The organism is Cellulomonas chengniuliangii (assembly GCF_024508335.1).
GTDB lineage: Bacteria > Actinomycetota > Actinomycetes > Actinomycetales > Cellulomonadaceae > Cellulomonas_A > Cellulomonas_A chengniuliangii.
Genome location: NZ_CP101988.1, coordinates 409269 through 433761, shown reverse-complemented (window position 1 = coordinate 433761; position 24493 = coordinate 409269). Strand labels below are relative to the sequence as shown.

The window sequence follows — 24493 nt, the reverse complement described above, 5'->3', positions numbered from 1 at the left end:
ACGCGGTGTCCGTGCGTTTCTGCGACGTTTCATCGCGCACTGACCTGCGAAAACGCAAGCATGGATCCACGAAAACTGACCACCAGTTGGGATTCGCCATCGAAGACCCACCCGCACGGCCGATCGACGTCGGCGCCCTGGCGCCCGGTGGAGCCTGGTCGTGGTGGTCGGGCCTCCTACAGTGGAAGCATGACCTCCCCCCACGCGTCGTCCCCCTCCGGCGCGGACATCGGAGCCCGCGACGCGGAGCCGGCGCCCGAGTGGTACCCGTTCTTCGACGAGGAGCCGCCCCCGGAGGACGCGCCGCCGTACGAGCCGTACGACGGCCCACCGCACGACCACCGGGCGCCGACCTTCGTCACCCCGCCGAGCGCGTCCCGTCCCGACGGCGCCGCGGCAGCCGCCCGTGCCGCCACCGCCCGCAGGGCGCCGGCGGGGCCACCGCCCGAGCCGCTCGACGTGCTGCACACGGTGTTCGGCTACGACGCGTTCCGCGGCGACCAGGCCGAGATCATCGACACCGTGGTGCAGGGCGGCGACGCACTGGTTCTCATGCCCACCGGCGGCGGCAAGTCCCTGTGCTACCAGGTGCCCGCACTGGTGCGGCCGGGCGTCGGCGTGGTCGTCTCCCCGCTGATCGCCCTCATGCAGGACCAGGTCGACGCGTTGTCAGCCCTGGGAGCCCGGGCCGGGTTCCTCAACTCCACCCAGGACGCCGCGCAGCGCCGGGAGGTCGAGGACGCGTTCCTCGCTGGCGAGCTCGACCTGCTGTACCTGGCCCCTGAGCGGCTCAAGGTCCCCTCGACGCTGGACCTGCTGGACCGCGGCGAGATCAGCCTGTTCGCGATCGACGAGGCGCACTGCGTCGCGCAGTGGGGACACGACTTCCGACCCGACTACCTGCAGCTGTCGATCCTGCACGAGCGGTGGCCGTCGGTCCCCCGCATCGCGCTGACCGCCACCGCGACGCGCGCCACCCACGCCGAGATCGCCCAGCGCCTCCAGCTCGAGGACGCGCGCCACTTCGTGGCGTCCTTCGACCGCCCGAACATCCAGTACCGGATCGTCAGCAAGGCGAGCCCGCAGCAGCAGCTCCTCGAGCTGCTGCGCACCGAGCACGCGGGCGACGCGGGCATCGTCTACTGCCTGTCCCGGGCGTCAGTCGAGAAGACCGCCGACTTCCTGGTCAAGCAGGGCATCCCCGCGCTCCCGTACCACGCGGGGCTCGACGCGCGGGTCCGGGCCCGGAACCAGTCGCGCTTCCTGCGCGAGGACGGCCTCGTGATGGTCGCGACCATCGCGTTCGGCATGGGCATCGACAAACCCGACGTGCGCTTCGTCGCACACCTCGACCTGCCGAAGTCCGTCGAGGGCTACTACCAGGAGACCGGGCGCGCGGGACGCGACGGCCTGCCCGCGACGGCATGGCTCGCCTACGGCCTGCAGGACGTCGTCCAGCAGCGCCGGATGATCGACACGTCGGAGGGGGACGCGGCGCACCGCCGCCGCCTGGGCCAGCACCTCGACGCGATGCTGGCGCTGTGCGAGACGGTCGAGTGCCGGCGCGTGCAGCTGCTGGCGTATTTCGGCCAGGCGAGCGAGCCGTGCGGCAACTGCGACACCTGCCTGGCCCCGCCCGAGGGCTGGGACGGCACCCGGGCCGCGCAGATGCTCCTGTCCACCGTGCTGCGGCTGGACCGCGAGCGCCGGCAGCGCTTCGGGGCCGGGCACGTGATCGACATCCTGCTGGGCAAGCAGACCCCGCGCATGGCGCAGCACGGCCACGACCAGCTCAGCGTCTTCGGCATCGGCACGGAGCTCTCCGAGGCCGAGTGGCGCGGCGTGGTGCGCCAGCTGCTGGCGCAGGGGCTGCTGGGGGTGACGAGCGACGGCTACGGCACCCTGGTGCTCACCGAGGCCAGCGCCGATGTGCTGTCCGGCCAGCGCGAGGTGCGGCTGCGCCGCGAGACCGCCCGGGCGAAGGCGCCGCGGCAGAGCTCGCGGCGGGGCAAGGCGGCCGCGGCCGCGGACCTGGCGCCCGAGGACGCCGCGACCTTCGAGAAGCTCCGTGCGTGGCGCGCGGGCGCGGCCAAGGAGGCGGGCGTCCCTGCCTACGTGATCTTCCACGACGCGACGCTGCGGGAGATCGCCACCCGGCGCCCGGGCAGCACCGCCGAGCTCGGGGCCATCTCGGGGATCGGGGCCGCCAAGCTCGAGCGGTACGGCGAGCAGGTCATCGCCACCCTGGACGCGGACGCGTGAGCGGCTGACCGGCCCGCCCAGGGCCGGTCAGCCGCCCGCCGCGGGGGCGCCCAGTGCCCGGGCGCCCTGGGGATCACCAGGTGCTGTCGCCGCGCATCACGACGTCGGTGCCGCCGTCGATGAAGATGACCTGCCCGCACAGGTGGGTGTTCTCTGGGCTGACCAGCCAGGCGAACAGCGCCGCGGCCGACTCGGGAGGCATGTAGCCGTTGAGTGGCATCGGCACGTGGGACGACACCATGTCGCGACCTTCCTCGGAGCCCAGCATCTGGGCCGTCATCGCCGTCAGCACGACGCTCGGGGCGATCGCGTTGATCGGGATGCCCGCGCCGGCCCATGCGGGGGTCGGGGCGGTGCGGCGCAGCCACCGGCTGAGCGCGCGCTTGCTGCTCGGGTAGATGACACTCTGCGGCCCGCTCTCGACGAGCTCGGCTGCCCGTGCCAGCGCCTTGGCCTCGTCGCCGGCGAGCGCGGCCTCGACGAGCACGTCGTCGGACGGGCGCAGGCTCGCCATCGAGCTGGTGGTCACAGCGCGCGGAGCCTCAGAGCCAGCCAGGAAGGGGCGCAGGCCCTCGAGCGTGGCCACCGCGCCGAAGTAGTTGACGGCCATGGTCACGGGAATCTCGTGCGAGAGCCCCGCGTTGGCCACGATCGCGTCGATCCGGCCGCCGGTCAGATCACCCACGCCCTCGACGAGCGCCGCACGCCCTTCCGAGGTGCTGAGGTCGACGGTGACGTCGGCCTCGCGCAGGTCCACGCCGATCACGCGGTCGCCGCGTGACTCGAGAAGCTCCTTGGTGGCCCGGCCAATTCCAGACGCCGCGCCGGTGACAACGATGGTGCGCATGCTCACTCCTTAATCCGCGCCCGGCTCCTTTGCCGGGGCGGCCGTTAATCCGCGCCCGGCTCCTTTGCCGGGCGGCGCGACGATACGCCCCCCACCTGGGACGTTAGACCCACGCAGGGCAGACGACGGCCCGGAGAACCGCATGGCGCGCGCACCGGCAGGGCGCTGGCCTGGGTCTCAGTCGTGAGGAGCGGCGTCCGCGATGGCGAAGACGTCGCGCAGCGCTGTGAGGTACGTCTCCCTCGCCTCGCGCCGCACGCTGCGCCCCACCCCGGGCACCTGGACGTAGGTGAGCTGGGCGCCCAGCAGGGACTGGGCGCGGGCGATGTCGGCGGGGTCGACTAGCGAGCCGTGCTGCGGCTCCCCCGCCAGGACGGTCACCGGCACCCGGATGGAGCCCAGCACCCCGACCCAGTCGCGCCCGTACCACTCCTGCGCCCGGGCGGCCAGCTTCTGGTCGACCCGCTGCTTGGCGTGCACCCACGGCAGCAGCTCGTCCTCGGGCCAGGTCGGGTGCTCGGCGCGCGCGCGCTCGAGCAGCGTCGCCTCGTCGGCGCCCCTGAACGACTCGAGGTAGGACGGCAGGAACGCGGGCACTCCGGCGGAGGTGGTGGCCTCGACGCGCCAGGCCGGGTCTTCGAGCACCAGGGCGACGAGCAGCGACGGCTCGGTGAGCGCGACCTCCTCGGCGATGAGGGCGCCCAGGCCGTGGCCCACCACCACGACAGGACGGCGCACCACGTCGCGCAGCACCGCGAGCACGTCGGAGGCGAGCGCCCCCACGGTGAACGGCGCCGGGGAGAGCGGCGTGTTGCCGTGCCCGCGGGCGTCGAGGGTGACGACCAGCCGACCGGCGGCCAGCGGGTCGAGCAGCGGGGCGAATACCTCGCTCGAGTCGGTGACGCTGTGCAGCAGCAGGACCGGGGTGGCCGCCTGAGAGTGCGAGCCGTACGTCGACCAGGAGATGTCCCCGAGCCGCCCGTACGCGGTGGTGGGCCCCGGGGTCACCGGGCGGTCCCGTCGACCGCGAGCGGCTCGATGGCGGCGATCTCCGCGTCGGTGAGGGCGGGCGCCCGCAGCGCCGCCACGTTGTCCTCGAGCTGGGCCACCGAGCTGGCGCCCACGAGCGCGGAGGTGACCCGCTGGTCCCGCAGCACCCAGGACAGCGCCAGCTGCGCCAGCGACTGCCCGCGCTCCCGAGCGAGGTCGTCCAGCGCGCGCGCGCGGGCCAGGTACGTCGCGTCGATGCGCTCCGGCTTGAGGAAGTGGCCGATCGAGGCCCGCGACCCTGCAGGGGCCTCGCCGCTGAGGTAGCGGCTGGTCAGCAGGCCCTGCGCCAGCGGGGAGAAGACGATCATGCCGATGCCCAGGTCGCCCACCACGTCCAGCAGGGACTCGCCGTCACCGCCCTCGGGCTGCTCGACGTGCCGGTTGAACATCGAGTAGCTGGGCTGGTGGATGAGCAACGGCGTGCCCATCTCGGCGAGCACCCGCTGGGCCTCGCGGGTCTGCGAGGGGCTGTAGTTCGAGATGCCGGCGTACAGGGCCTTGCCGCTGGTGACGGCGGTGTGGAGTGCGCCCATCGTCTCCTCGATCGGCGTCGAGGGATCGGGGCGGTGGGAGTAGAAGACGTCCACGTAGTCGAGCCCGAGCCGCCCCAGGGACTGGTCGAGCGAGGCCAGCAGGTACTTGCGGGAGCCCCCGTCGCCGTAGGGGCCGGGCCACATGTCGTAGCCCGCCTTGCTGGAGATGACCAGCTCGTCGCGGTACGGCCGCAGGTCCCGCGCGAGGTGCAGGCCGAAGTTCCGCTCCGCCGATCCGGCCGGCGGGCCGTAGTTGTTCGCCAGGTCGAAGTGCGTGATGCCGAGGTCGAAGGCGCGGAGCAGCACGTCGCGCTGGGTCTCCAGCGCCGTGGTGTCCCCGAAGTTGTGCCACAGGCCCAGCGAGAGCGCGGGCAGGTCGAGCCCGCTGCGCCCGGCGCGCCGGTAGGCCATCGCGTCGTAGCGCTCGTCAGCGGCGCGGTACGGGGACTGCGTGGACATGGTGATCCTCTCGGGTGTGGAACCGCCGCTCTGCGGGCCGTCTCCACCTTACGGGTGGGCGGGAGGGACACCCTACGGCGAGTGCGAGGATCACCCGGTGACGCATGTGGCCTTCTTCGAACCCCGAATCCCCGGCAACACCGGCAGCGCGATCCGCCTGGCGGCCGCGACCGGCTCGACCCTGCACCTGATCGAGCCGTTGGGCTTCGACCTCTCCGAGCCCAAGCTGCGGCGGGCCGGGCTGGATTACCACGACCTCGCGCACGTCGTGGTGCATCCGGACCTGGAGGCGTTCCTCGCGTCGGCGCCGGACGCGCGGGTCTTCGCGTTCACGACGCATGCGACGTCTCGGCACAGCGACGTGGAGTACCGGGCCGATGACATCCTGCTGTTCGGGCCGGAGCCGACGGGGCTGCCCCCGGAGGTGCTCGCCCATCCACGGATCACCGCCCAGGTGCGGATCCCGATGCTGGCGGGCCGTCGCTCGCTGAACCTCTCGAACGCGGCGGCCATCGCGGCCTACGAGGCGTGGCGGCAGCGCGACTTCGACGGGGTGCGCTGAGCCCTGCCGCCGAGTCCGCGCTCTGGCCCGCGGCCCGGGCCGCGGACCGTGTTCTCTCGCCGACGACAAGTTGCCTTGGGCGATAATTGCTCAGCACAAGCATCTCTGATAAGTTGCCTGCTGCAACCAACGAGAGGCCCCTCCGAACGATGCACGACCCCGAGGCGATCGAGCCGCCCTACCGCGCACTGGTCGCCGCGATCGAGCAGCTCGCCCGCGTCCAACGCGAGTTCGGCGTCCAGCTCGCCCGCGACCTGAACCTCCCCCGAGCAGCGCTCACGGTCGTCCGCCTGCTGCAGACCCGTGGCGCGCTGCCCATCACCGACATCGCCAGCCACCTCCGCGTGGACCTGTCCGTCGCCAGCCGGCACGTCACCGCACTGGTGGGCGGAGGCCTCGTCGAACGAGCAGTCCCGCACACCCCCTGCCTGGACCGACGGGTCCGGACCGTCCAGCTCACGCCGGCCGGGCGCCAGGTCGCCGCGACGAGCGCCCGCGAGATCGACGCGCGCGCCGCGGCCACCTTCGCCGACTGGACGCCCGAGGAGCTCCTCACGACCGCCGCGCAGATCCAGCGGATCAGCGCGGACGTGGCCGCGGGACACCATCCCGACCAGGCCGCACAGGCCCACCCCGACGCGCTCCCCGCCTGACCGCGCCGCCCGGCCCGACGCGCGGCGCCACCTGCCTCCCGACCTCCCGCACAGAACCGAGAGCCCCATCGATGTCCGCACAGAACCCCGCACTGCCTGAGACGGCCCCGACCCCACCAGCGGACGCGCCGGCCATGACGCCCCGCCAGGTGCTCGAGGCCCTGTCCGGGATCCTCCTGGGCATGTTCGTGTCGGTGCTCGCCACGAGCGTCGTCTCGACCTCGCTCCCCCGTGTGATCAGCGACCTCAACGGCTCGCAGTCCTCGTACACCTGGGTCGTCACCGCGACCCTGCTCACCACCACGATCACCACGCCCATCTGGGGCAAGCTGTCCGACCTGGTCGACCGCAAGATGCTGATCCAGCTCGCGCTGGCCATCTCCGTGCTGTCCTCGGCGGTCGCCGGGCTCTCGCAGAGCACCGGGATGCTCATCAGCATGCGCGCCTTCCAGGGCATCGGCGCCGGCGGCCTCACCGCCCTCGGCACCGTCCTGATCGCCGACATCATCTCCCCGCGCGAGCGCGGCAAGTACATGGGCCTGATGGGCGGCATCATGGGCCTCGGCATGGTGGGCGGCCCGCTGCTGGGCGGGGTCATCACCGACGGCCCCGGCTGGCGCTGGAACTTCTTCATCGGCCTGCCGTTCGCGATCGCCGCGATCATCGTGCTGCAGCGCACCCTCAAGCTGCCGCCGATGCCCCGCCGCAAGCTGAACATCGACTACGCGGGGGCGTCCCTGCTGTCCGTCGGCATCGGCGGCCTGCTGCTGTGGGTCACCTTCGCCGGCAGCAAGTTCGACTGGCTGTCCTGGCAGACCGCGGTCTTCGTCCTCGGATCGGTGCTGGCCCTCGCGCTCGCGGTGTGGGTCGAGTCCCGTGCGACCGAGCCGATCATCCCGCTGCACCTGTTCCGCAACCGCACCCTGGTGCTCGCGGTCGTCGCCTCCATCGCGGTGGGCATCGCGATGTTCGGCACCTCGGTGTTCCTGAGCCAGTACATGCAGGTGGCGCGCGGCATGTCCGCCACGGCCTCCGGCCTCATCACCATCCCGCAGATCTTCGGGCTGTTCCTCGCCTCGACCATCAGCGGGCGCATCATCAGCGTCACCGGCAAGTACAAGGGGTACATGATCGCCGGCGCGGTGCTGCTGTCCGCGGGCATGGCCCTGATGGGCACCATCCGGTACGACACGAACTTCGTGCTCGTGTGCGTCTACATGTTCGTGCTCGGCTGCGGCCTGGGCATGCTCATGCAGAACCTGGTCCTCGCCGCGCAGAACACCCTGGCCGTGGACGAGGTCGGATCCGGCACGTCGACCGTCGCGTTCTTCCGCACGCTCGGTGGCGCGATGGGCGTCTCGGTGCTGGGCGCCGTGCTCGGCAACAAGATCACCTCGCTGCTGACCGAGGGCCTGGCCGCGCTCGGCATCGACGTCTCGGCCCTCGGCGGCAGCACGTCGTCGATCCCGAACGTCGCCACCATCCCCGAGCCGGTCAAGACGGTGGTCGAGTCCTCGTACGGCGAGGGCGTGGCGTTCCTGTTCCTGCTGGCCGTGCCCCTGGCCGTCGTGGCCCTGATCGCGGTGTGCTTCCTCAAGGAGGTGCCGCTGGGCGAGCGCTCCGGCGTCGAGCTGCGGCTCGCCGAGCAGGCCGAGGCGCAGGCTCGCCTGGCCGCGGCGGAGGCGGAGGCTGAGGGCGGCGCAGACCCCGCCGCGACGCCCGCCGAGCGGGCAACGGCAGGGGCCGACGGGCTCGACCAGCAGGCCCGGTAGGACCGAACCATCGCCGTGGGCGCCGCCTGCCCACCCGCAGGCGGCGCCCACGGCGCCCAGGACACGGGAGGATGTCTGTCGTGGACACCGACACCGTGCAGCGCGTGGAGCGTGAGCTCGCCCTCCTGCTGCGCCGCGCGAACGCCGCGGCGCCCCGGATGGCACGACACGTGCACCCCGACCTCGAGCCCGCCGCCTACCCGATCGTCGCCCGGATCGAGCAGGTTCCGGGCGTGCGGGCCAGCGAGCTCGCCGATCACATCGGGGTGGGGCGGGGCACCATGTCCCGCCAGCTCGCGCGCCTCGACGAGCTCGGGCTGATCGAGCGCAGCACCGACCCCGACGACTCGCGCGGCCAGCTCATCCAGCTCACCCCGGCGGGGGCCGACCGGCTCGCGCGATCCCGCAAGGCCCGCCGCGAGTTCTTCGAGCGCGCGCTACAGGAATGGACGGGATCGGACCTCGAGCGCCTCGCCGAGCAGCTCGCTCGGCTCAACAGCAGCCTCGACGGGGCTCGACGCACGCTCGAGTGATCTAGTCCGGCGGGCGCGGGCTCCGCGCCCTCAGCGCGACCAGGTGGTGCGCTGCCGCGCGATCGCGGCGATGGCGTCGACCCGCGGCGGCTCGATCCGCTCCAGCAGGTTGAGGAACGATCCGGGCACGTCGCTGCGGGCCATCACCAGGACGTCGTCAGGCCGTTCGCCGGGCGCCATGTCGACGATGCCCTGCAGCACCAGCACTGCGCGCACCGTGAGCTGTGACCCGACCGCCGCGCGGAGCAGCGCCTGCACCCGCGACGCCTCGAGGCGCGCGTCGCGCTGGTAGGCCACCGGCTCGCCGTCCACCGTCATGGTCCGCTTGCGCACCACGATGTGCTGGCCAGGGTGGGCGCACTCCCTCACCGTGAAGATCCCGCCCGGGCCGATGAGCAGGTGGTCCACCACCGTGCCCTGGCGGCCCAGCGGCACCGAGTGCACCACGTGCCACCCCTGGGTGGTCAACGCGTCGAGCCGCACGCGCACCGAGCTCGCGCGGGTGCGGACGCCGGGCTCGTAGACGTCGCCGTCCAGGGCCCGCAGCTCGTCCAGCTCCTCGAGGCCGCCCTCGACCTGGAAGGGCAGGACCAGCTCGGTGACGTAGGAGCGCAGGTAGGCCTGCGCGGCCTTGCGCACACCGGCCTCGAGGATGGGCTCGTCCACGATGACCTCGCCCGACTGCAGGTCGACGCAGCCGACCCGCGCGCCGGACTCAGCAGTCACGTAAAGGCGGTCGGCGCCGTAACGCCGCCATCGCCGCACGATCAGAGCCTCGGTCACGCGTTCATTATCGGCGCCCCGAGGCCGGGACTGAACCACCTGTGGTGGACAACCCGTGTGGGAGCCGCGTCCACCGGCGTGTCGGGCACGGCACGCCGATGTGGACCCGGATCATTCGCTCCGAGTTGGACACACCGGTGTGGACAGCCCTGTGCACGGCCTGTGCCGGAGCGCTCAGGCCCCGGGCTCGAAGCTCAGGCTCACGGAGTTCATGCAGTAGCGGTCACCCGTGGGCGTCTGCGGCGCGTCGTCGAAGACATGCCCCAGGTGGGAACCGCACCGGGCGCATCGCACCTCGGTGCGCGTCATCCCCAGGCTGCGATCCTCGATCAGCTCGACCTTGTCCCCGGCGAGCGGGGAGAAGAAGCTGGGCCACCCGCAGTGCGAGTCGAACTTCGTGTCGGAGCGGAACAGCTCCTGGCCGCACGCCCGACAGCGGTACACCCCCTCGCGCTTCTCATCGAGGAGCTCGCCCGTCCACGGGCGCTCGGTGCCCGCCAGGCGCAGCACCTGGAACTCCGCCGGGTCGAGCTCGGCCCGCCACTGCGCCTCGTCCTTGTCGACCTCGTACACCTTGCCCGTGTCCTTCGCCATGCCCAGCACAACGGCGCCGCCTGCTCGCGCATTCCAGCGGCCCTACGCAGAGAGCCTGCGCGGCGGGGACGACCCGAGGGTGTCCCGCCGCGCAGGCTCTCCGCGCTGCTGGTGTGCGGCTGGGCTCAGCGCCCGCGGCGACGGCCCGCGGAGGAGCCCATCGACATCGCGACGCCGCCGCCACGGCTGCTGGATCCGCTGCCCGGGGTCGCCGTGGAGTGCACCGGGCGCGAGCCGCCCGTCGCGCTGCGCTGCGGCGCGGCCGAGGATCCGGTCCGGCCACGTCCACGGGCGCCGCCCTGGCCGCCCGAGCCGGCGCCCGGCTGGCCGCCACCCTGGCCGCCAGCGCTCCGGCCGCGGCCGCCGCGGCGGCGCGACGGTCCGCCCGCGGCGCCGTCACGCGACGGCGCGCCGCCACGGCGACCGGGCTCGGCAACCACCACAAGGGCGGGCTCGACGTGCGCGGCGACCTCGCCCACCAGCCGGGCCACCACGGCCGAGCCGGGGCGCACCTGCTGGGGCTGCACGGTGATCTTCGCCTGGCGGGTCAGGGTGCGGACGTCGCCGGCTTGCTCGGGGAGCATGACGGTGACGACGTCGCCGCCCTCACCGGCGCGGGCGGTGCGGCCCGAGCGGTGCAGGTAGGCCTTGTGCTCGGCCGGCGGGTCCACGTGCACCACGAGCTCGATGTGGTCGACGTGGATGCCCCGCGCGGCGATGTCCGTGGCGACGAGCACCCTGACCGAGCCCGAGGAGAACGCCTCGAGGTTGCGCTCGCGCGCCGGCTGGCTCAGGTTGCCGTGCAGGTCCACCGCGGGGATGCCCGTGGCCGTCAGCGCCTTGGCGAGCTTCTTCGCCTGGTGCTTCGTGCGGGTGAACAGCACCCGGCGCCCGGTGCCGGAGGCCAGCTCGTTGATGACCAGTCGCTTGGACTCGGCGTCGGCGACCGCCAGCACGTGGTGGGTCATCTTCGCGACCGGCGACTCGGCGGAGTCCACCGAGTGCGTCAGCGGGTTGTGCAGGTAGCGCTTGACGATCTGGTCGACGCCGTTGTCCAGCGTCGCGGAGAACAGCATGCGCTGGCCGTTCTTGGGCGTCTGGTCCATCAGGCGCTTCACGCCGGGCAGGAAGCCCAGGTCGGCCATGTGGTCGGCCTCGTCCAGCACGGTGATCTCGACGCCCTCGAGGGAGATGAGACGCTGCTTGATGAGGTCCTCGAGGCGGCCGGGGCAGGCCACGAGGATGTCGATGCCGCCGTTGAGGGCGCTGACCTGGCGGTTCTGCGAGACGCCGCCGAAGACGGTGGTCAGGCTCAGTCGCTCGGCGCGGGCGAGCGGCTCGAGCGTCGCGGCGATCTGCGTGGCCAGCTCGCGGGTGGGGGCGAGCACCAGCCCGCGGGGCCGGGCCGGGCGGCGGGCGCCCGTCGAGGCGGCGAGCCTCGCGACCATCGGCAGCGAGAACGCGAGCGTCTTGCCGGAGCCGGTGCGGCCACGGCCCAGCACGTCCCGGCCCGAGAGGGTGTCGGGCAGCGTGGCCGTCTGGATGGGGAACGGAGCGGCGATGCCCTGCGTGGTGAGGGCAGCGACCAGGGTCTCGGGCACGCCGAGAGCAGAGAACGACATGAAGGGGGGCGCCTTTCCGGCGGTTGGGAACGGTCGGGGCTCGCGGCGGCTTGCGGGGAAGGCCCCGCCGGTGCTCCACGACGTCGGACGCGCAAGAAGAAGCGCATCTACCCCTCCATTGTGCCCTACCAGCGCAACCCGGCCCGCCACGGGCCTGGGCACGCGCTCGCGCTACTGACGCAAATGGGTGAATACGGGGGTGAGAACGGCCCCGACGGGCCTCAGGCGGGTCAACTCCCAGGATCACGGGCCGATAGGAGGACGAGCATCGGCGCACCGGTCGGAGCTCTGCGGATCGGAAGGACACACCCGTGGCTCCCCCGAGCACCGTCCTGGTGCTGACCCCCTGGACAGCAGGGTTCTATCACGGCTCGCTCATCGCCGGCATCGCCCGTGACGCTGCCGCCCACGACGAGCGGATCATCGTGGTGCAGACGCTCGACGCCGGCAGCATCACCGAGACGACGGTGGACCCTCCCGCGTTCTCGAGCCACGTGGCGATGGACGTCTCAGCCGGTGTGATCGCGATCTCCACCGCCACCCGCCGGTCGCACCTCGAGGCCATCCGCGCCTCCGGCAAGCCGCTGACGCTCGCGAGCAACTCGGTGGCGGGGCTCGACGTGCCCGCCGCGATGCCGGACAACGAGCACGGGGTCGCCGCGGCGGTCGAGCACCTGATCGAGCACGGGCACCAGCGCATCGGCTTCGGCGGCAACCTCGCCCAGTCGGACATCCGCGAGCGCTACGCCGCCTACCACGACACACTGCTGGCCCACGGCATCACCCCCGACCCGGACCACTACTACCCGGCCAGCCACAACGTGGAAGAGGGGGGCGTGGAGATCGCGCAGGCGTTCCTGCGCCAGGACGCCACCGTGCGCCCGACGGCCCTGATCGTGGCGACCGACCGCAACGCGATGGGCCTGCTGCCCCTGTTCAAGGCCGCGGGCGTCGCCGTGCCCGGGGACGTCGCCATCATCGGCTTCGACAACGTCGAGGGCGCCGCGTACACCAAGCCCCCGCTGACGAGCGTGAACCAGCGCTTCGACCGCATCGGCATGCGCGCGTCGCAACTGCTGCGCGGCGTGCTGAACCAATCGCCGCCCGAGGAGGACCACTCCGGGCCCGCGCACCTGGCCCCCCGCGCGTCGTGCGGCTGCAAGCCGCTGCTCGACGTCGACACCAGCGAGGTCCCCGCCGCCGACGTGGAGGGCGCCCTGCTCGCCAGGATCAACGAGGCGCTGCGCGATAGCGCCACCGCCCTGCCCGAGGGCGCCGCGACCACCGCCCACCAGTCGCTGGTCCGGACGGTGCGCGAGGTGATCGCGACCCGGCGCGAACCGGCCCCCGACGCGCTGAAGAAGGCGCTCGAGCCGCTCACCCAGCACATCACCGTGCCCGAGGTGCTGCAGCGTATCGACGCCGCCTTCTCGCTGTACGTGCGGGAGACCAGCTCGTCCGAGCAGGCGGACGACTGCCTCGACGCCCTGCTCACCACCGTCGGCGCCCGTGCCGCGGTGGCCCTGTGGCACCTGCAGACCGGCATCTACCTCGAGCGCGCCCACGAGCTGCAGGGATCCCTGCACGAGCAGTACGGGATCGGGGTCGACATCCTGGGCCATGGCGCGTCCGACCCGCGCCGACTCGAATGGCTCGCCGGATCGCACCCCCGCGCCGCCGTCCTGGCGATGTGGCGTGACACCGTCGACCGCTCCGAGCTCGTCATCGAGGGAGTCCACGACCCCCACGGGGTCCTCGGCGGCCTCCTGGGCCGGGCGATGGCGCCTGAGTCCTTCCCGCCGGCCGAGCTGGTCGCCGCGTCGAACCCCGCCACCAACGACGTCGTCTTCCTGGTGCCCGTCCGCACCGCCACCGACGACTGGGGCTGGTTCGCGGTGATCGGGCCGGTGGACACCACATCGGAGCGGCAGACGTACAACCACTGGGCGGCTCTGCTGTGCGCCGCGTTCGCCCAGGAGTCGCTGGCCGAGACGGTGCGCAGCGGCGAGGAGCGGTACGGCCTGCTCGCCCGCGCCATGAACGAGGGTCTGTGGGAGTGGCACTCGCAGGGCGCCATCACCATGTCGAACCGCTGCCGATCGCTGCTCAACCTCACGGCGGACAGCGAGCTGGACTGGCGCAGCCGCGTCCACCCGGAGGACCTGCCCGAGCTGACGAGGGAGGTGCGCCAGGTCCTCGAAGGGCAGAAGACGCTCGCCGAGGTCGAGCTCCGCTACCAGGGGCCCGGCGAGCCCGAGCACCGGTGGCTGCTGGCGCGCGTCATGCCGCTCAGCGGGGTGGGCGCCGCTGGCCAACGGCTCCTCGGATCACTGACCGACATCGACCACCGCAAGCGGCTCGAGGAGAAGCTGCGGCGCAACGCGCTCTTCGACGCGGCCACCGGGCTGCCGAACAGGCGCATGTTCCTGGACCGCCTCGAGCACAGCGTCGCCCGGTGGCAGGAGAGCCGCACGCCCTTCGCCGTGGTGTTCCTGGACCTGGACCGGTTCAAGGTGGTCAACGACTCGTTGGGCCACCAGGCCGGAGACCGCCTGCTGCAGGTGGTGAGCGACCGGCTCCGCACCATCCTGCGCGCGCAGGACACGGCCGCCCGGTTCGGTGGGGACGAGTTCGCCGTGCTGCTGGACGGCGTCACCCCCGACACGGTGCCAGCGATCGTCCGGCGGATCCAGGACTCGCTCGCACGGCCCGTCGAGGTCGAGGGGCACGCCCTGTGGGTCACGGCGAGTCTGGGCATCGCCTCGTCTGCCGTCGACTACAACAACGCGGAGGACGTCCTGCGCGATGCCGACGCCGCGATGTACAACGCGAAGTCGCACGAGCCGGGCTCGTTGTCCTACTTCGACGCGACGATGCACGACGAGGCGCTGCACCACGTCAAGCTGCAGAGCGCCGTCCAGGAGGGCCTCGACCGGGGTCAGTTCGAGGTCTACTACCAGCCGATCGTCCTGCTCGACGAGGGCCCGGTCGAGCGCTTCGAGGCGCTCATCCGGTGGCACGACCCCGAGCACGGCGTCCGGCTCCCGGGCGACTTCCTGCCCCTCATGGAGGAGACCGGGCTGGTGGTGCGCCTCGGCCGCCAGATCATCGAGGACGTGTGCCAGCAGATCGCCGAGTGGCGCGCCGCCTACGCCGGGCCGCTGAACGTGAGCATCAACCTGTCCGACCGCGAGTTCTGGCACGCCGGCCTGGTGGACCACGTCCGGTCAAGCCTGGCCAAGCACGACCTCGACGCGTCCTGCCTGACCCTCGAGGTCACGGAGGGCGTCATCATGCGGCGGCCCGAGCTGGCCCAGCAGCTGATGTCCCGCATGCGCGACGCCGGGCTGCGGCTGCACATCGACGACTTCGGCGCCGGGCACTCGTCACTGCAGACCTTGCACCGATACCCGGTCGAGGCGCTCAAGATCGACCGGTCGTTCGTGCACGAGCTGGTCGACGGGAAGCAGAGCCGCGAGCTGGTGCGGGCCATCGTCGCGATGGGCAAGGCGCTGGGCCTGGAGGTCATCGCCGAGGGCATCGAGACCTCCGAGCAGTTGGCGGTGCTGCGCGAGGTCGGCTGCGACATCGGCCAGGGCTACCTGTTCGACTGCGCCGTGCCAGGCGCCCGCGCCGCCGAGCTCCTGGGGCACTCGTTCGAGAGCCTCAAGCCGGCGTTGTGCGCGGAGGCCCCTGCCGTGTGACCCCGGGCCCGGGGTGTGACCCCGGGTCTGGGTGTGGGCCCTAGAGCCGCATGCGCTCGCGGCGCTGGACGCCCTGGGTCTGCAGCACGTGCCGGAACAGATCGTCCGTCTGGCGGCTGGTGAGGCCCAGGAACCGGCACCCGTAGTGCGTGCCGGTGCGGGACGGCTGCGCGCGCACGACGACGGCCTCGAGCAGCATCGGCGACGGCAGCTCCTCGTACAGGAACCGGATGCGCTGGCCGGGCTGCAGCGTGGCCTGCGACAGGATCCGCATGCCGTGGGCGCTGATGTCCAGCATCGTGAACGCCAGGTCGCCCTCGTGGGCCTCGGCCTCGACGGGCTCCGACGCCTCGACGGGCTCGTCCTCGCCGCCGTCCACGCCCTCGACCGCGGACCCGGTCGACTGGGTCGGCACGGCGGGCGCGGAGGCCGCTGCGGGGGGCCCGGTCACTGGCGCGCCGTGCTCCGCGTCGGTCCAGCGCGCGAGGGCTGTGCCGGTGCATGCCACGTGCGTGCTCACCCGCACCACCTCGCGCTTCTGCAGGGTGGACACGAGCGCGACGTCGGCGATGTCCATGCCGTCGGGCCCCACACGGGAGAGGTAGCCGGCGTAGAGGCACTCGCCGCGGACCTCGTCGAGCACCTCGACGGTCACGTCAGAGCCAGGCTCGAGCGCCCGCAGCGGCGCCTCGACGCCGATCATCATCATGTCCCCGTCGAAGACGCGGACGAAGCCCGTCACAGAGGCGCCGCCGTCGACGTTGATTGTGCAGGTGGCCAGCTCGTGCATCGTGGCCTCGTCCATCCAGGAGACTGCGAGCCAACGGCTCGCGCAATGTGCAAAGGGTGTCCTGAGGGTAACGGCGGAGGTCTGCCGCGCCGCTCAACGGCCCGGGTGAAACCGACGCGCCGTGGCCCCTGCAGCGTGAGGGCGCCGCGGCACCGTACTCTCGGGCGACCGTTCCCTTGTGATCCGTCCTGATCCGTCCCGTGAGGTCCTGGTGCCGTCCCCCCGCCGTCGGTGGCCACTGACTCGCTACTTCGCCGTGGTGAGTGTCATCGGCATGCTCATCCTCGGGTGCGCCCTCATCGTCACGACGGCCACCGTGCTGCGGCAGCAGGCCCTGCGGGAGGGCACCGCGGCCGCACAGTCGGTGGCCCAGTACGCGGGCGCCACGGTCAGCCAGGAGGTCTACACCCTGGGCCTCCTGGCGCCCGGTCAGCGCGACCTGGTGACAGAGTCCGTCGAGGGCTTCTCCGACCGCCTGGTGGGCCTGCGGATGTGGACGCGCGACGGCGGGGTGCTCTACGACTCCGGCGCGGCGTCCACCGGGTTCCCCGACTGGCAGCGGCTGGACGCGGCGCTCCGCGGGCAGTCGGACGCGCGCGCCATCACCGAGGTGCGCGGCGACGCGCTCGGCGGCACCGAGCGCGAGGTCCTCAACGTCTACGTCCCCACCGAGGTGGACGGCGTCGTCATGGGCGCCTCGGAGGTCCGTCTCGACTACACCGCCACCACCCAGGCCCTGCAGTCCGCGAGCAGGGTCGTCGCCTGCGTGGTCGTGGGCGGTCTGGGGCTGCTGTGGATCCTGCTGTTCCGCACGGTGCGCACAGCCTCCCGTCGACTGCAGTCCTCCGCGCTCGACAACGCCCGGCTCGCGCTGCTCGACTCGCTGACCGGGCTGCCCAACCGGCGGATGCTCGCCGACCGGCTGCGCCGCGCGATCGAGCGGGCGGAGGCCGACGGCACCCGGGTGGGGCTCGTGCTGCTCGACGTCGACCGGTTCAAGGACATCAACGACTCCCTGGGCCATGACCGCGGGGACGAGCTGCTCGAGCAGGTCGCGGCCCGGCTCCGCGACTGCCTGCGGGACGGGGACCTCGTGGCCCGGCTCGGTGGCGACGAGTTCGCTGTGCTGCTGCCGGGGGTGCGGTCCCCCGCCGACGCCGAGCAGCTCGCCCACCGCGTCCGCGGCGTGTTCGCGACGCCGTTCCCGCTCGGCGACCTGCCCCTGCACGTGGACACCTCGATCGGCGTCGCAGTGCTCCCCGACCACGCGCGGGACGGCACCACCCTGATGCGGATGGCCGACGTCGCGATGTACACCGCGAAGACGCACCGGCTCGGCGTCGCGCTGTACTCGCCGGACGAGGACGACTCCTCACCGGCACGACTCGTGCTGCTCGGGGACCTGCACCGGGCGCTGGCGGCTGACGCCGAGCTGGAGATGCACTACCAGCCGAAGATCGACCTGCGCACCGGCGACACCGTGGGCCTGGAGGCCCTCATGCGCTGGCGGCACCCGACGCGAGGCCTGCTGCCCCCCGACCTGTTCGTCCCGCTCGCCGAGCAGTCCGGCCTGATCCACGACCTGACCCGGTTCGCGCTGCGCTCGTGCGTGCGGCAGGTCGCCCTCTGGCGGGACCAGGGGGCGACGCTGCCGGTGGCGGTGAACCTGTCCGCGCACGACCTCACCGAGGTGACCGTCGTGGAGCTCATCGAGGAGCTGCTGGCGGAGCACTCCATCCCGGCAGCGCTGCTGGAGATCGAGATCACCGAGACGGCCCTGGTCGCGGACCCCTCACGGGTCGTTCCGGTGCTGCGCCGGCTGGCGGCGGCGGGGGTGCGGGTGGCGATCGACGACTTCGGCATCGGCAACACCTCGATCTCCCAGCTGCTGGACCTGCCCGTCGCGGGCCTCAAGATCGACCGGCTGTTCGTCACGGACCTGGCGTCGGGGGGCGGCTCCGCGCTCGTGGTCAAGGCCATGGTCGACCTGGCGCACTCCTTCGGGTTGTCAGTCGTGGCCGAGGGCGTCGAGGACGAGGAGACGGCCCAGCTGCTCCACGACATGGAGGTCGACCAGGCCCAGGGCTTCTGGTACTCCGCGGCCGTGCCCGCGAGCGCCCTGGCCGCCACGGACATGGCAGCGCACCGATTCGGGACGAAGTTGACAGCTTCCCTCAAGTCACCGCAATAACGTGCCGATCCCCACAGAACCCGACACACCACCTCGAACGAAGGGTCCCCAGATGGACGAGCTCCTCCAGGAGATGATCGACCCGATCCCGCCACGGCACGACGTCGCGCGACGCCGCCGCCTGGTGACGACGGTGACGATCCTGACCCTGGCCGGCACCGGGATCGCGGCGATGGCCACTGCCGCGGTGTTCACCGACAACAGCACGGTGAACGGGGGTGAGATCACCACCGGCACCGTGGACCTGACCACGGACGAGCTCACGTTCACCGTGCCGAGCGCCGGCATGGCGCCCGGTGACACCCTCGTGGCGCCGCTGACGGTCTCGAACACGGGGACGCTCGCCTACCGGTACTCCGTGCGGTACAGCGCCAACGACACCACCGACGCGGATGGCGGCACGGCGGCGCTGACGGACTGGCTGCAGCTGCGCGTCTACGCCGTGGACTCCTGCACCAAGGCGGCCACCGACGCCGTGGGGGCCGAGCTCATCGGCGCCGCAGGCTCGCAGGTGGGCAGCGGGGCGCTGAGCACCGCCGACGAGCCGGCGGCCCTGGTGGGCGACGTGGCGACCGGCCAGCAGCCGGGCGACCGTGTGCTGATCGCCGCGGACGCGTCGGAGGTCCTGTGCGTGCGCGTGGACCTGCCGATCGACACGCCGAACGAGGCCCAGGACACCTCGGCCGACCTCACGCTGCGTCTCGACGCGGAGCAGACCACGAACAACCCGTGACGAGGCAGCCGCACGCATGATCGAGATCGAGCACGCCCGGCGGGCCGCTCGGCGCAGGCACGTGGAGCCCGAGCCCACGGACCTGCCCGAGTACCTGGCGCTCGCCGCGCGCACCGGACCACCGGGTGGCCAGTCCACCCGGTGGTCCGGGGGCTCGGCCGACGAGCGCGGCCCGGTCGCGCGTGCCGCCGCCCCGACCGCTGCCAGCGTGCCGGCGCCACGCTGGCAGCGGGCCGTCACGGTGGTGCTGTGGGTCGTGGTCGCGCTGTTCTCGACGGCGTACGCCGCCTCCCTGGCGGTGCCGCTGTGGTTCCAGCTCCACCACCAGCAGGTCCTCGTGGTCACCTCCGGGTCGATGTCCGGAGTCCGCTCCGGGGGGTTCGACGCCGGTGACGCGGTGGTGATGCGACGGCTCACCGACCCGTCACAGCTCGAGGTCGGCCAGGTGGTGTCGTTCTGGCCCCAGGGCTCGGACCACCTCGTGACGCACCGCATCGTGTCCCTGCACTATCTGCCCGTGATGCGCCAGGACCCCGAGACGGGAAAGATGCTCACCACGATCGACCAGAGCACCGGCGAGCCGGTGCTCCGCCCCTACGTCATGACCAAGGGCGACGCGAACGACGAGCCGGACCCGGACGCCACGCCGTTCTCCCGGGTGCGCGGGGTGGTGCTGGACGTCTACCCGCACTGGGGCTGGGCGCTGCAGTGGGCCCGCTCCCCCGTCGGCCGGCTGACGATGCTGGCGCCCCCGCTGCTCGCCCTGGCCGCCATGGAGCTCATGGCGGTGACTCGCGAGCGGGCGCTCAAGCGCGAGCTCGGCGCGGCCCCCCACGATCCGCACGCCCCCCGACGCCAGCACGTTGACGGAGGTGAGCATGACCTCCTCCTCGACTGAGCGACCCGAGGGGCGCAACCGGTCGCTGCGGCTCGTCGCGGTGCTCCTCCTCGGGGTCGCGGCCCTCGCTGGGCCGGTGGTCGCCGGGTCGACCTCCGCCGTCTTCATCGACGACGAGGCAGTGTCCGCGACGTTCTCCACGGTCCCCGACTTCTCCGCCCCCGCCGCGAACCGGTCCACCGCACCGGCGAGCCCCGCCACGGCGACCGCGACGGCGACGGCCAAGCCGCCAGCCGGGCCGGGCGCCCGGCCCGGCGGCGAGCCGGCATCCTCGCCCACCCCGACGCCGGCAGCGCCGGGGGCAGAGGAGAACCGCCCCCGGCGCTAGAGGCCGCCGAGGGCGGGGCCCGCGAGCGCGCCGCTCAATCGGCGGCGGACCAGCACGGGTCGTCGAGGTCGAGCGTCTTGTAGCCCTGCCGCACCTCCGCGGAGCCGACGACGATCTCCCACGGACCAGTCGCAGCCGGTAGCCCCGCGAACGCGAGGGCGTCGTTGACGTCGAAGATCACGTCAGCCACCCGCGTCCGCTCAGCGGCGGGCGCGGAGCTGAAGTGGGCGATCATCGCGAAGGACGTCGCCAGGTCGACGACGACCAGCTGCACGTCCGTGCGGATGGTCGGGCGGGCCCGCGGCGTGTCCTCGTCGCTGAAGAGCGCGTCGAGGCTCTCGGCGAGCATCTCGCGGGTGCCAAGGCTCAGCGGCGCGGGGACGTCCCAGCGCAACGATGGCCGATACCTGCCTGCATGATCTGTCACGTTAGGCCCCCTTTGCCCCCTGACTCGTCCCAGCAGTGTGGCAGTCTCCGAGGCTCGTGCGAAGTCCTCGAATCGTCACATTCACCCGTGTGGGTGGAAGACCCCACCCCCGTCCCGCTGGGAGGATGACCAGTCGCGCGCGCCACTTGCCACAGACGGGCGGACACTGAGGAGACGAGGTCCCGCTCGGCCTGCCGCGCACGGCGGGCGGAGCGCCGGGACAGGGCTCTTGTCAACGGACGGTGCTCATGGCAGAGGTGATGGTGGCTGTCGTCGACGGCCCGTACACGTTCGACACCGACACGGTCCTCGCCGTGATCCACGGCGCGTGGCCCGAGGCGATCTGGAACCCGACAAGGCCGGGAGCCGTGGACCCGTCGCTGGGCCAGGTGGAGATCGGGGGCGAGGACGGGGACCCGCCCCTGGTGGTGGACCTGCTCGCTGGCGGTGAGGCCATCGGCATGGACGGCGGCGCGGAGCGGATCGCCGAGCTCGTCGCCCGGCTGACCCGCATGCCAGGCTTCCCCGCCGACGAGTCGGTGGTCCTCACCGACTGGTCGGAGGATCTGTACCCGCTCGCGCCCGGCACCTCTCCGCAGACGCTGCGCGCCGCCGCGTCCGCCGTCGACTGACCCGGCGCCGGTCATCCGCGCGCGGCGCTCGACTGCTGGGACGACGCGGCCCGAGGCTCCAGGTCCTTGAGGCTGAGCGGGTGCGCCGGTCGTGGCGGCAGCGGCGCGCTGCTGTGCACGTGCAGGTCCTCGCCGACGTGGGCCACCTCTCCCGCCCCCATCTGGCGCCACCCCGGATCGGAGTCCATCGGCTCGGTGGCGACGATCACCGAGCCGCGCTCGGCGAGGGTGTCGCTGCGGACGCTGATCCGCCGCGTCCGCGCCTCGAGCCGCGCGGGATGCGGCGCGTTCTGGTCGCCACCCTCCCGCGACGGTCGCTCGAGCACGTACAGCGGGTGGGTGTCCGGGTAGCGCACGGCCCACAGCTCGGACGGGGTGGTGAGCACGATGTTCGCCGCGTAGAGCGGGATGTTCTCGATGATCCAGGTCAACGCCGTGACGATGGCGGCGCCCACGTCGCCGCCGTTGCGCCGCGCCTCGGCGGTGATCAGGGCGAACATGCGCTCACTGTCTGTCTGGCCGCGCACCAGGCCCATGACGCCCAGCTCGCGAAGCCGCGCTTCCAGCACGTCCAGGCCCTGGAGCACGCCGTTGTGCGCCAGCAGGCGGCCGTCCTGCTCGAAGGGGTGGGTGTTCACCAGGGTGTTGGCGCCCGTGCTCGCGTACCGGACGTGCGCCACGAACGTGCGGCTCTCGAGCTCGCGCGCCTCGGTGGCGAAGGCCTTGTCCTCGTACGCGGCGATCGGCTGCTTGTCGACGATCGGGGCGCCGCCCGGCCCGAAGACGCCGATGCCCGTGCCGTCCGCCTCCCGACGGGACTGCTGGGCCAGGCTGTCGGGGTCGGTCAGCAGCCACATCGTCGCGCGCGCGGGGGTGCGCCCCGCGTGCATGCCGAACAGTCGACACATCAGAGCCCCCTGCTCCGCCGAGGGCTCGACGCCCTCCGCTACGGGCGGGTCCGGCGCCTCGACGCGCCGCGACGTCCCTGCCCTCCTCCAGTGCAGCAACCCGCGCGCCCGGGCGCGACTCGGGGGACCGTGCACTGGGGGCCAGGCAGCACGACGGGCCGGGAACCGTGAGGTCCCCGGCCCGTCGTGCGCGTGCGCGCTGAGCGGCGCTGCCGCGTCTTGAGGTCGCGCCCTACAGGTAGAGCGGCGTCAGGTCGACGTACTCGTCGATCGACCCGTCGCGCATGCACACCTCGATGATCTTGCGGCCCAGCGGGTCCAGGTCGTCGGTGAGGAACTGCGCGAGCTCGCTCTTGAAGAAGTCCGTGAGGATCTTCGCTCCCGCGTCGTACGCCTCCTCGCCCACCTGGGACTGCTGCTCAGGGCGCAGGAACGTGGGCCGCACGAGCTGCCCGTCGATCTTCATCTCCTTGAGCGTGTAGCCGAACAGCGGGCAGCGCGCCTCGACGAGCTCGCTCTGGCGCAGCCGTCCGCCACCGCGGCGGGCCAGGTACTCACGGGTGAGCCACTCGGCGGAGAAGCCCACCTTGTAGGCGCCGATGTGCTGGTTGGGGGTCAGCACGTAGCGCGTGCGGTTCGCCTCGACGAGCTGCTGGAGCAGCAGGTTCGCGGCCGCGACCTTGGTGCCCGTGGAGAACGGCCAGTACGAGCCGACGCCCTCGGCCACCATCCCGCCGTGGGCGAGCTTGTCCGTCGCGGCCTTGCTCTCACCGATCGACGGGTTCTTGTCGCCGCGTGGCGCGATGAGCCGCCACAACCACGCCAGCGAGGCGGGGACGACGTGGGTCATGCCCATGATCCCGTAGGAGGGGTTGGCCCGGGTGCAGGCTGGCATGCGCACCCCGAAGGTCCGCACGTCCACGTCGGCGGGCTCGCTGACGACGTGCCGGATCTGGCTGCGCGGGATCACCACGCGCGGGTTGGGGCACCGCTTGCCGTTGGAGTCCAGCGTGTGCTCCCACGGCAGCACGGTCGAGTCGGGCGTGCCGTCGATGTTGAAGAACACCAGCGGCTGCTCGGGGTGGATGCAGGCGCGCTCGAACGCGATGTCCTGGCCGTACTCGGTGAGGTTGTCGACGCGCACAAACCAGCCGTCCTCCGCGTCGGCGACCACGAGCTTGCCGTCACCGCGCTGCAGGTCCTTGTGGCACAACGTCATGTCGTCGGTGACGGGCGCCAGGGCGCTCGTCTCGCCGAGCGTGATGACGTAGGGCTCGTTGCTCACCACGTTCGTGCCGAGCAGGATGCGGCCGTCCTCCTGGCGGCGGATCTCCTGGTACATCTCCGACTTGCCGCCGCCCGAGGCGCCCTCGTGCATCACGACGGTCTCGTTCTCGTACGGGGTGGTGACGCGCACCGAGGACGCGTGCGCGGTGACCCATCCCTCGTGCTCGCCGATGTCGAGCAGCACCGAGAACACGCCCTTCTTGGCGCTCGGCCCCGGGTAGAGGTTGTACGCGAACACCTCGTGCAGGGTGTCGGTGCGGTCGTGCACCACGACCTGTCGGCCGTCGAAGTGCGTGTGCCGGAACGGGGGCGCGACGTACAGGATGCTGCGCGGCGTGAAGGGCCCGATCTCGTCGAGCGTCACCCAGCCCTGCAGGTCGACGAGGGTCAGCGCGAAGAACGCGGAGTTCACGGGGCAGATGGCCAGCGACGGGTAGCCGTGGGTGAGCCCACCGGCCTTGAAGGGCACCACCACGAGGTCTTGGCGGGAGAGCCAGTCGAGCGTCTCCGCCTTGACGGGGGCGAACTCCGCGCCGAAGACGTCGCGGTAGCGCGGCTTGTCGGTGGGCAGGTCGTCGGCGACGCGCATGCAGTCCGGGTCGCGCCGGCGCATGTAGTCCTCGGGGTAGTTCACGGCGATGCCGTTCTTGCCCCGCACCACGGTGGCCTCGGTGACGGGCGTCCCGTTCACGTCGTAGTCGACGGAGAACCGGGGGCCGCCCTCAGGGCCCAGGGCCAACCGGTACAGCTCGTCACGCGTGCTCGGGACGATGACGTTCGCGCAGGCGTCGAGGCTGGCCCGCACAGCGGCGGGCAGGGTCACGCTGTCCAGGGTTCGGCTCACAGACACTCCTTTGACGGGCACGCTGAGCGGTGGCAGATGCCAGTCGGTGCCATGGCGGCATGGATCAAGCCTTCTGCACTC

General features: G+C 72.3%; 21 protein-coding genes. 11 read left to right on the top strand and 10 right to left on the bottom strand.

All coding sequences use genetic code 11. The annotated features are described in order from the left end of the window. Positions 1-189: 189 nt before the first annotated feature. Entirely contained in the window at positions 190-2262 is a 2073-nt protein-coding gene (gene recQ, locus NP064_RS02085) for a DNA helicase RecQ (RefSeq protein WP_227568175.1), read from the top strand. A gap of 73 nt (positions 2263-2335) precedes the next feature. Here the strand turns inward: recQ and NP064_RS02080 are convergent, their stop codons facing one another. The 3 genes from NP064_RS02080 to NP064_RS02070 all read right to left on the bottom strand — a co-directional run bounded on the left by NP064_RS02080 (position 2336) and on the right by NP064_RS02070 (position 5151). Beyond that, a complete protein-coding gene (locus NP064_RS02080; RefSeq protein ID WP_227568176.1) occupies positions 2336-3109 on the bottom strand; it encodes an SDR family oxidoreductase in 774 nt (257 codons plus the stop codon). Between the two features lie 177 nt (positions 3110-3286). Further along, positions 3287-4117, bottom strand: a complete 831-nt coding sequence (locus NP064_RS02075; protein ID WP_227568177.1) for an alpha/beta fold hydrolase — start codon at positions 4115-4117, stop codon at positions 3287-3289. Continuing rightward, positions 4114-5151, bottom strand: a complete 1038-nt coding sequence (locus NP064_RS02070) for an aldo/keto reductase (protein ID WP_227568178.1) — start codon at positions 5149-5151, stop codon at positions 4114-4116. Before NP064_RS02070 ends, NP064_RS02075 begins: the two co-directional genes overlap by 4 nt. A 97-nt stretch (positions 5152-5248) precedes the next feature. On the opposite strand from NP064_RS02070, the gene NP064_RS02065 reads away from it, so the two are divergent. The 4 genes from NP064_RS02065 to NP064_RS02050 all read left to right on the top strand — a co-directional run bounded on the left by NP064_RS02065 (position 5249) and on the right by NP064_RS02050 (position 8671). After that, entirely contained in the window at positions 5249-5713 is a 465-nt protein-coding gene (locus NP064_RS02065) for a tRNA (cytidine(34)-2'-O)-methyltransferase (RefSeq protein ID WP_227568179.1), read from the top strand. Positions 5714-5862: 149 nt separating this feature from the next. Continuing rightward, complete coding sequence (locus NP064_RS02060) at positions 5863-6366, top strand: MarR family winged helix-turn-helix transcriptional regulator (RefSeq protein WP_227568180.1); 504 nt, start codon at positions 5863-5865, stop codon at positions 6364-6366. A 134-nt stretch (positions 6367-6500) separates the two neighbouring features. Continuing rightward, positions 6501-8138: an MFS transporter gene (locus NP064_RS02055; RefSeq protein ID WP_227568181.1), complete on the top strand. Its 1638-nt coding sequence runs from the start codon at positions 6501-6503 to the stop codon at positions 8136-8138. Between the two features lie 80 nt (positions 8139-8218). Further along, positions 8219-8671 carry a MarR family winged helix-turn-helix transcriptional regulator gene (locus NP064_RS02050; protein WP_227568182.1) on the top strand — a complete coding sequence of 151 codons (453 nt, stop codon included), beginning with the start codon at positions 8219-8221 and terminating at the stop codon, positions 8669-8671. Between the two features lie 30 nt (positions 8672-8701). Here NP064_RS02050 and NP064_RS02045 read toward each other — a convergent pair whose 3' ends face one another. The 3 genes from NP064_RS02045 to NP064_RS02035 form a co-directional block, all read right to left on the bottom strand. Then, positions 8702-9454, bottom strand: coding sequence for a nuclease-related domain-containing protein (locus NP064_RS02045; protein WP_227568183.1), 753 nt, complete (start codon positions 9452-9454; stop codon positions 8702-8704). Between the two features lie 174 nt (positions 9455-9628). Next, positions 9629-10048, bottom strand: a complete 420-nt coding sequence (gene msrB, locus NP064_RS02040; protein WP_227568184.1) for a peptide-methionine (R)-S-oxide reductase MsrB — start codon at positions 10046-10048, stop codon at positions 9629-9631. 125 nt (positions 10049-10173) lie between these two features. Then, entirely contained in the window at positions 10174-11670 is a 1497-nt protein-coding gene (locus NP064_RS02035; protein ID WP_227568185.1) for a DEAD/DEAH box helicase, read from the bottom strand. A 311-nt stretch (positions 11671-11981) separates the two neighbouring features. Here NP064_RS02035 and NP064_RS16625 point away from each other — a divergent pair, with 311 nt between their 5' ends. Next, positions 11982-15374, top strand: a complete 3393-nt coding sequence (locus NP064_RS16625) for an EAL domain-containing protein (RefSeq protein WP_284439682.1) — start codon at positions 11982-11984, stop codon at positions 15372-15374. 40 nt (positions 15375-15414) lie between these two features. Here the strand turns inward: NP064_RS16625 and NP064_RS02015 are convergent, their stop codons facing one another. After that, on the bottom strand, positions 15415-16179 hold the full coding sequence (locus NP064_RS02015; protein ID WP_227568186.1) for a PilZ domain-containing protein: 765 nt from the start codon (positions 16177-16179) through the stop codon (positions 15415-15417). Positions 16180-16423: 244 nt separating this feature from the next. Between NP064_RS02015 and NP064_RS02010 the strand changes: the two genes are divergently transcribed. The 4 genes from NP064_RS02010 to NP064_RS01995 are packed head-to-tail and all read left to right on the top strand — an operon-like array spanning position 16424 to position 20314. Continuing rightward, a complete protein-coding gene (locus NP064_RS02010; RefSeq protein WP_227568187.1) occupies positions 16424-18355 on the top strand; it encodes a putative bifunctional diguanylate cyclase/phosphodiesterase in 1932 nt (643 codons plus the stop codon). Between the two features lie 52 nt (positions 18356-18407). Continuing rightward, positions 18408-19088 carry a CalY family protein gene (locus NP064_RS02005; protein ID WP_227568188.1) on the top strand — a complete coding sequence of 227 codons (681 nt, stop codon included), beginning with the start codon at positions 18408-18410 and terminating at the stop codon, positions 19086-19088. 16 nt (positions 19089-19104) lie between these two features. Continuing rightward, the gene (locus NP064_RS02000) at positions 19105-19986 is read left to right on the top strand and encodes a S24/S26 family peptidase (protein ID WP_227568189.1); all 882 of its coding nucleotides are present in this window, start codon (positions 19105-19107) and stop codon (positions 19984-19986) included. After that, positions 19967-20314, top strand: a complete 348-nt coding sequence (locus NP064_RS01995; protein ID WP_227568190.1) for a hypothetical protein — start codon at positions 19967-19969, stop codon at positions 20312-20314. Before NP064_RS02000 ends, NP064_RS01995 begins: the two co-directional genes overlap by 20 nt. Before the next feature lie 34 nt (positions 20315-20348). On the opposite strand, the gene NP064_RS01990 is transcribed toward NP064_RS01995, so the two are convergent. Further along, a complete protein-coding gene (locus NP064_RS01990; RefSeq protein ID WP_227568191.1) occupies positions 20349-20741 on the bottom strand; it encodes a hypothetical protein in 393 nt (130 codons plus the stop codon). A 248-nt stretch (positions 20742-20989) separates the two neighbouring features. On the opposite strand from NP064_RS01990, the gene NP064_RS01985 reads away from it, so the two are divergent. Then, complete coding sequence (locus NP064_RS01985) at positions 20990-21373, top strand: hypothetical protein (protein ID WP_227568192.1); 384 nt, start codon at positions 20990-20992, stop codon at positions 21371-21373. 11 nt (positions 21374-21384) lie between these two features. Here the strand turns inward: NP064_RS01985 and NP064_RS01980 are convergent, their stop codons facing one another. Next, complete coding sequence (locus NP064_RS01980) at positions 21385-22281, bottom strand: class II glutamine amidotransferase (RefSeq protein WP_227568193.1); 897 nt, start codon at positions 22279-22281, stop codon at positions 21385-21387. A 232-nt stretch (positions 22282-22513) separates the two neighbouring features. Continuing rightward, entirely contained in the window at positions 22514-24412 is a 1899-nt protein-coding gene (locus NP064_RS01975; RefSeq protein WP_227568194.1) for a DUF4914 family protein, read from the bottom strand. Positions 24413-24493: the final 81 nt, after the last annotated feature.

What these genes read in the sequence shown, in the direction of transcription:
- recQ (WP_227568175.1), top strand. Translation starts at nt 190, where the DNA reads ATGACCTCCCCCCACGCGTCGTCCCCCTCCGGCGCGGACATCGGAGCC.
- NP064_RS01980 (WP_227568193.1), bottom strand. Translation starts at nt 22,281, where the DNA reads ATGTGTCGACTGTTCGGCATGCACGCGGGGCGCACCCCCGCGCGCGCG.
- NP064_RS02035 (WP_227568185.1), bottom strand. Translation starts at nt 11,670, where the DNA reads ATGTCGTTCTCTGCTCTCGGCGTGCCCGAGACCCTGGTCGCTGCCCTC.
- NP064_RS02000 (WP_227568189.1), top strand. Translation starts at nt 19,105, where the DNA reads ATGATCGAGATCGAGCACGCCCGGCGGGCCGCTCGGCGCAGGCACGTG.
- NP064_RS02055 (WP_227568181.1), top strand. Translation starts at nt 6,501, where the DNA reads ATGACGCCCCGCCAGGTGCTCGAGGCCCTGTCCGGGATCCTCCTGGGC.
- NP064_RS01995 (WP_227568190.1), top strand. Translation starts at nt 19,967, where the DNA reads ATGACCTCCTCCTCGACTGAGCGACCCGAGGGGCGCAACCGGTCGCTG.
- msrB (WP_227568184.1), bottom strand. Translation starts at nt 10,048, where the DNA reads ATGGCGAAGGACACGGGCAAGGTGTACGAGGTCGACAAGGACGAGGCG.
- NP064_RS02070 (WP_227568178.1), bottom strand. Translation starts at nt 5,151, where the DNA reads ATGTCCACGCAGTCCCCGTACCGCGCCGCTGACGAGCGCTACGACGCG.
- NP064_RS02060 (WP_227568180.1), top strand. Translation starts at nt 5,863, where the DNA reads ATGCACGACCCCGAGGCGATCGAGCCGCCCTACCGCGCACTGGTCGCC.
- NP064_RS02080 (WP_227568176.1), bottom strand. Translation starts at nt 3,109, where the DNA reads ATGCGCACCATCGTTGTCACCGGCGCGGCGTCTGGAATTGGCCGGGCC.
- NP064_RS02005 (WP_227568188.1), top strand. Translation starts at nt 18,408, where the DNA reads ATGGACGAGCTCCTCCAGGAGATGATCGACCCGATCCCGCCACGGCAC.
- NP064_RS01985 (WP_227568192.1), top strand. Translation starts at nt 20,990, where the DNA reads ATGGCAGAGGTGATGGTGGCTGTCGTCGACGGCCCGTACACGTTCGAC.
- NP064_RS02015 (WP_227568186.1), bottom strand. Translation starts at nt 16,179, where the DNA reads ATGGACGAGGCCACGATGCACGAGCTGGCCACCTGCACAATCAACGTC.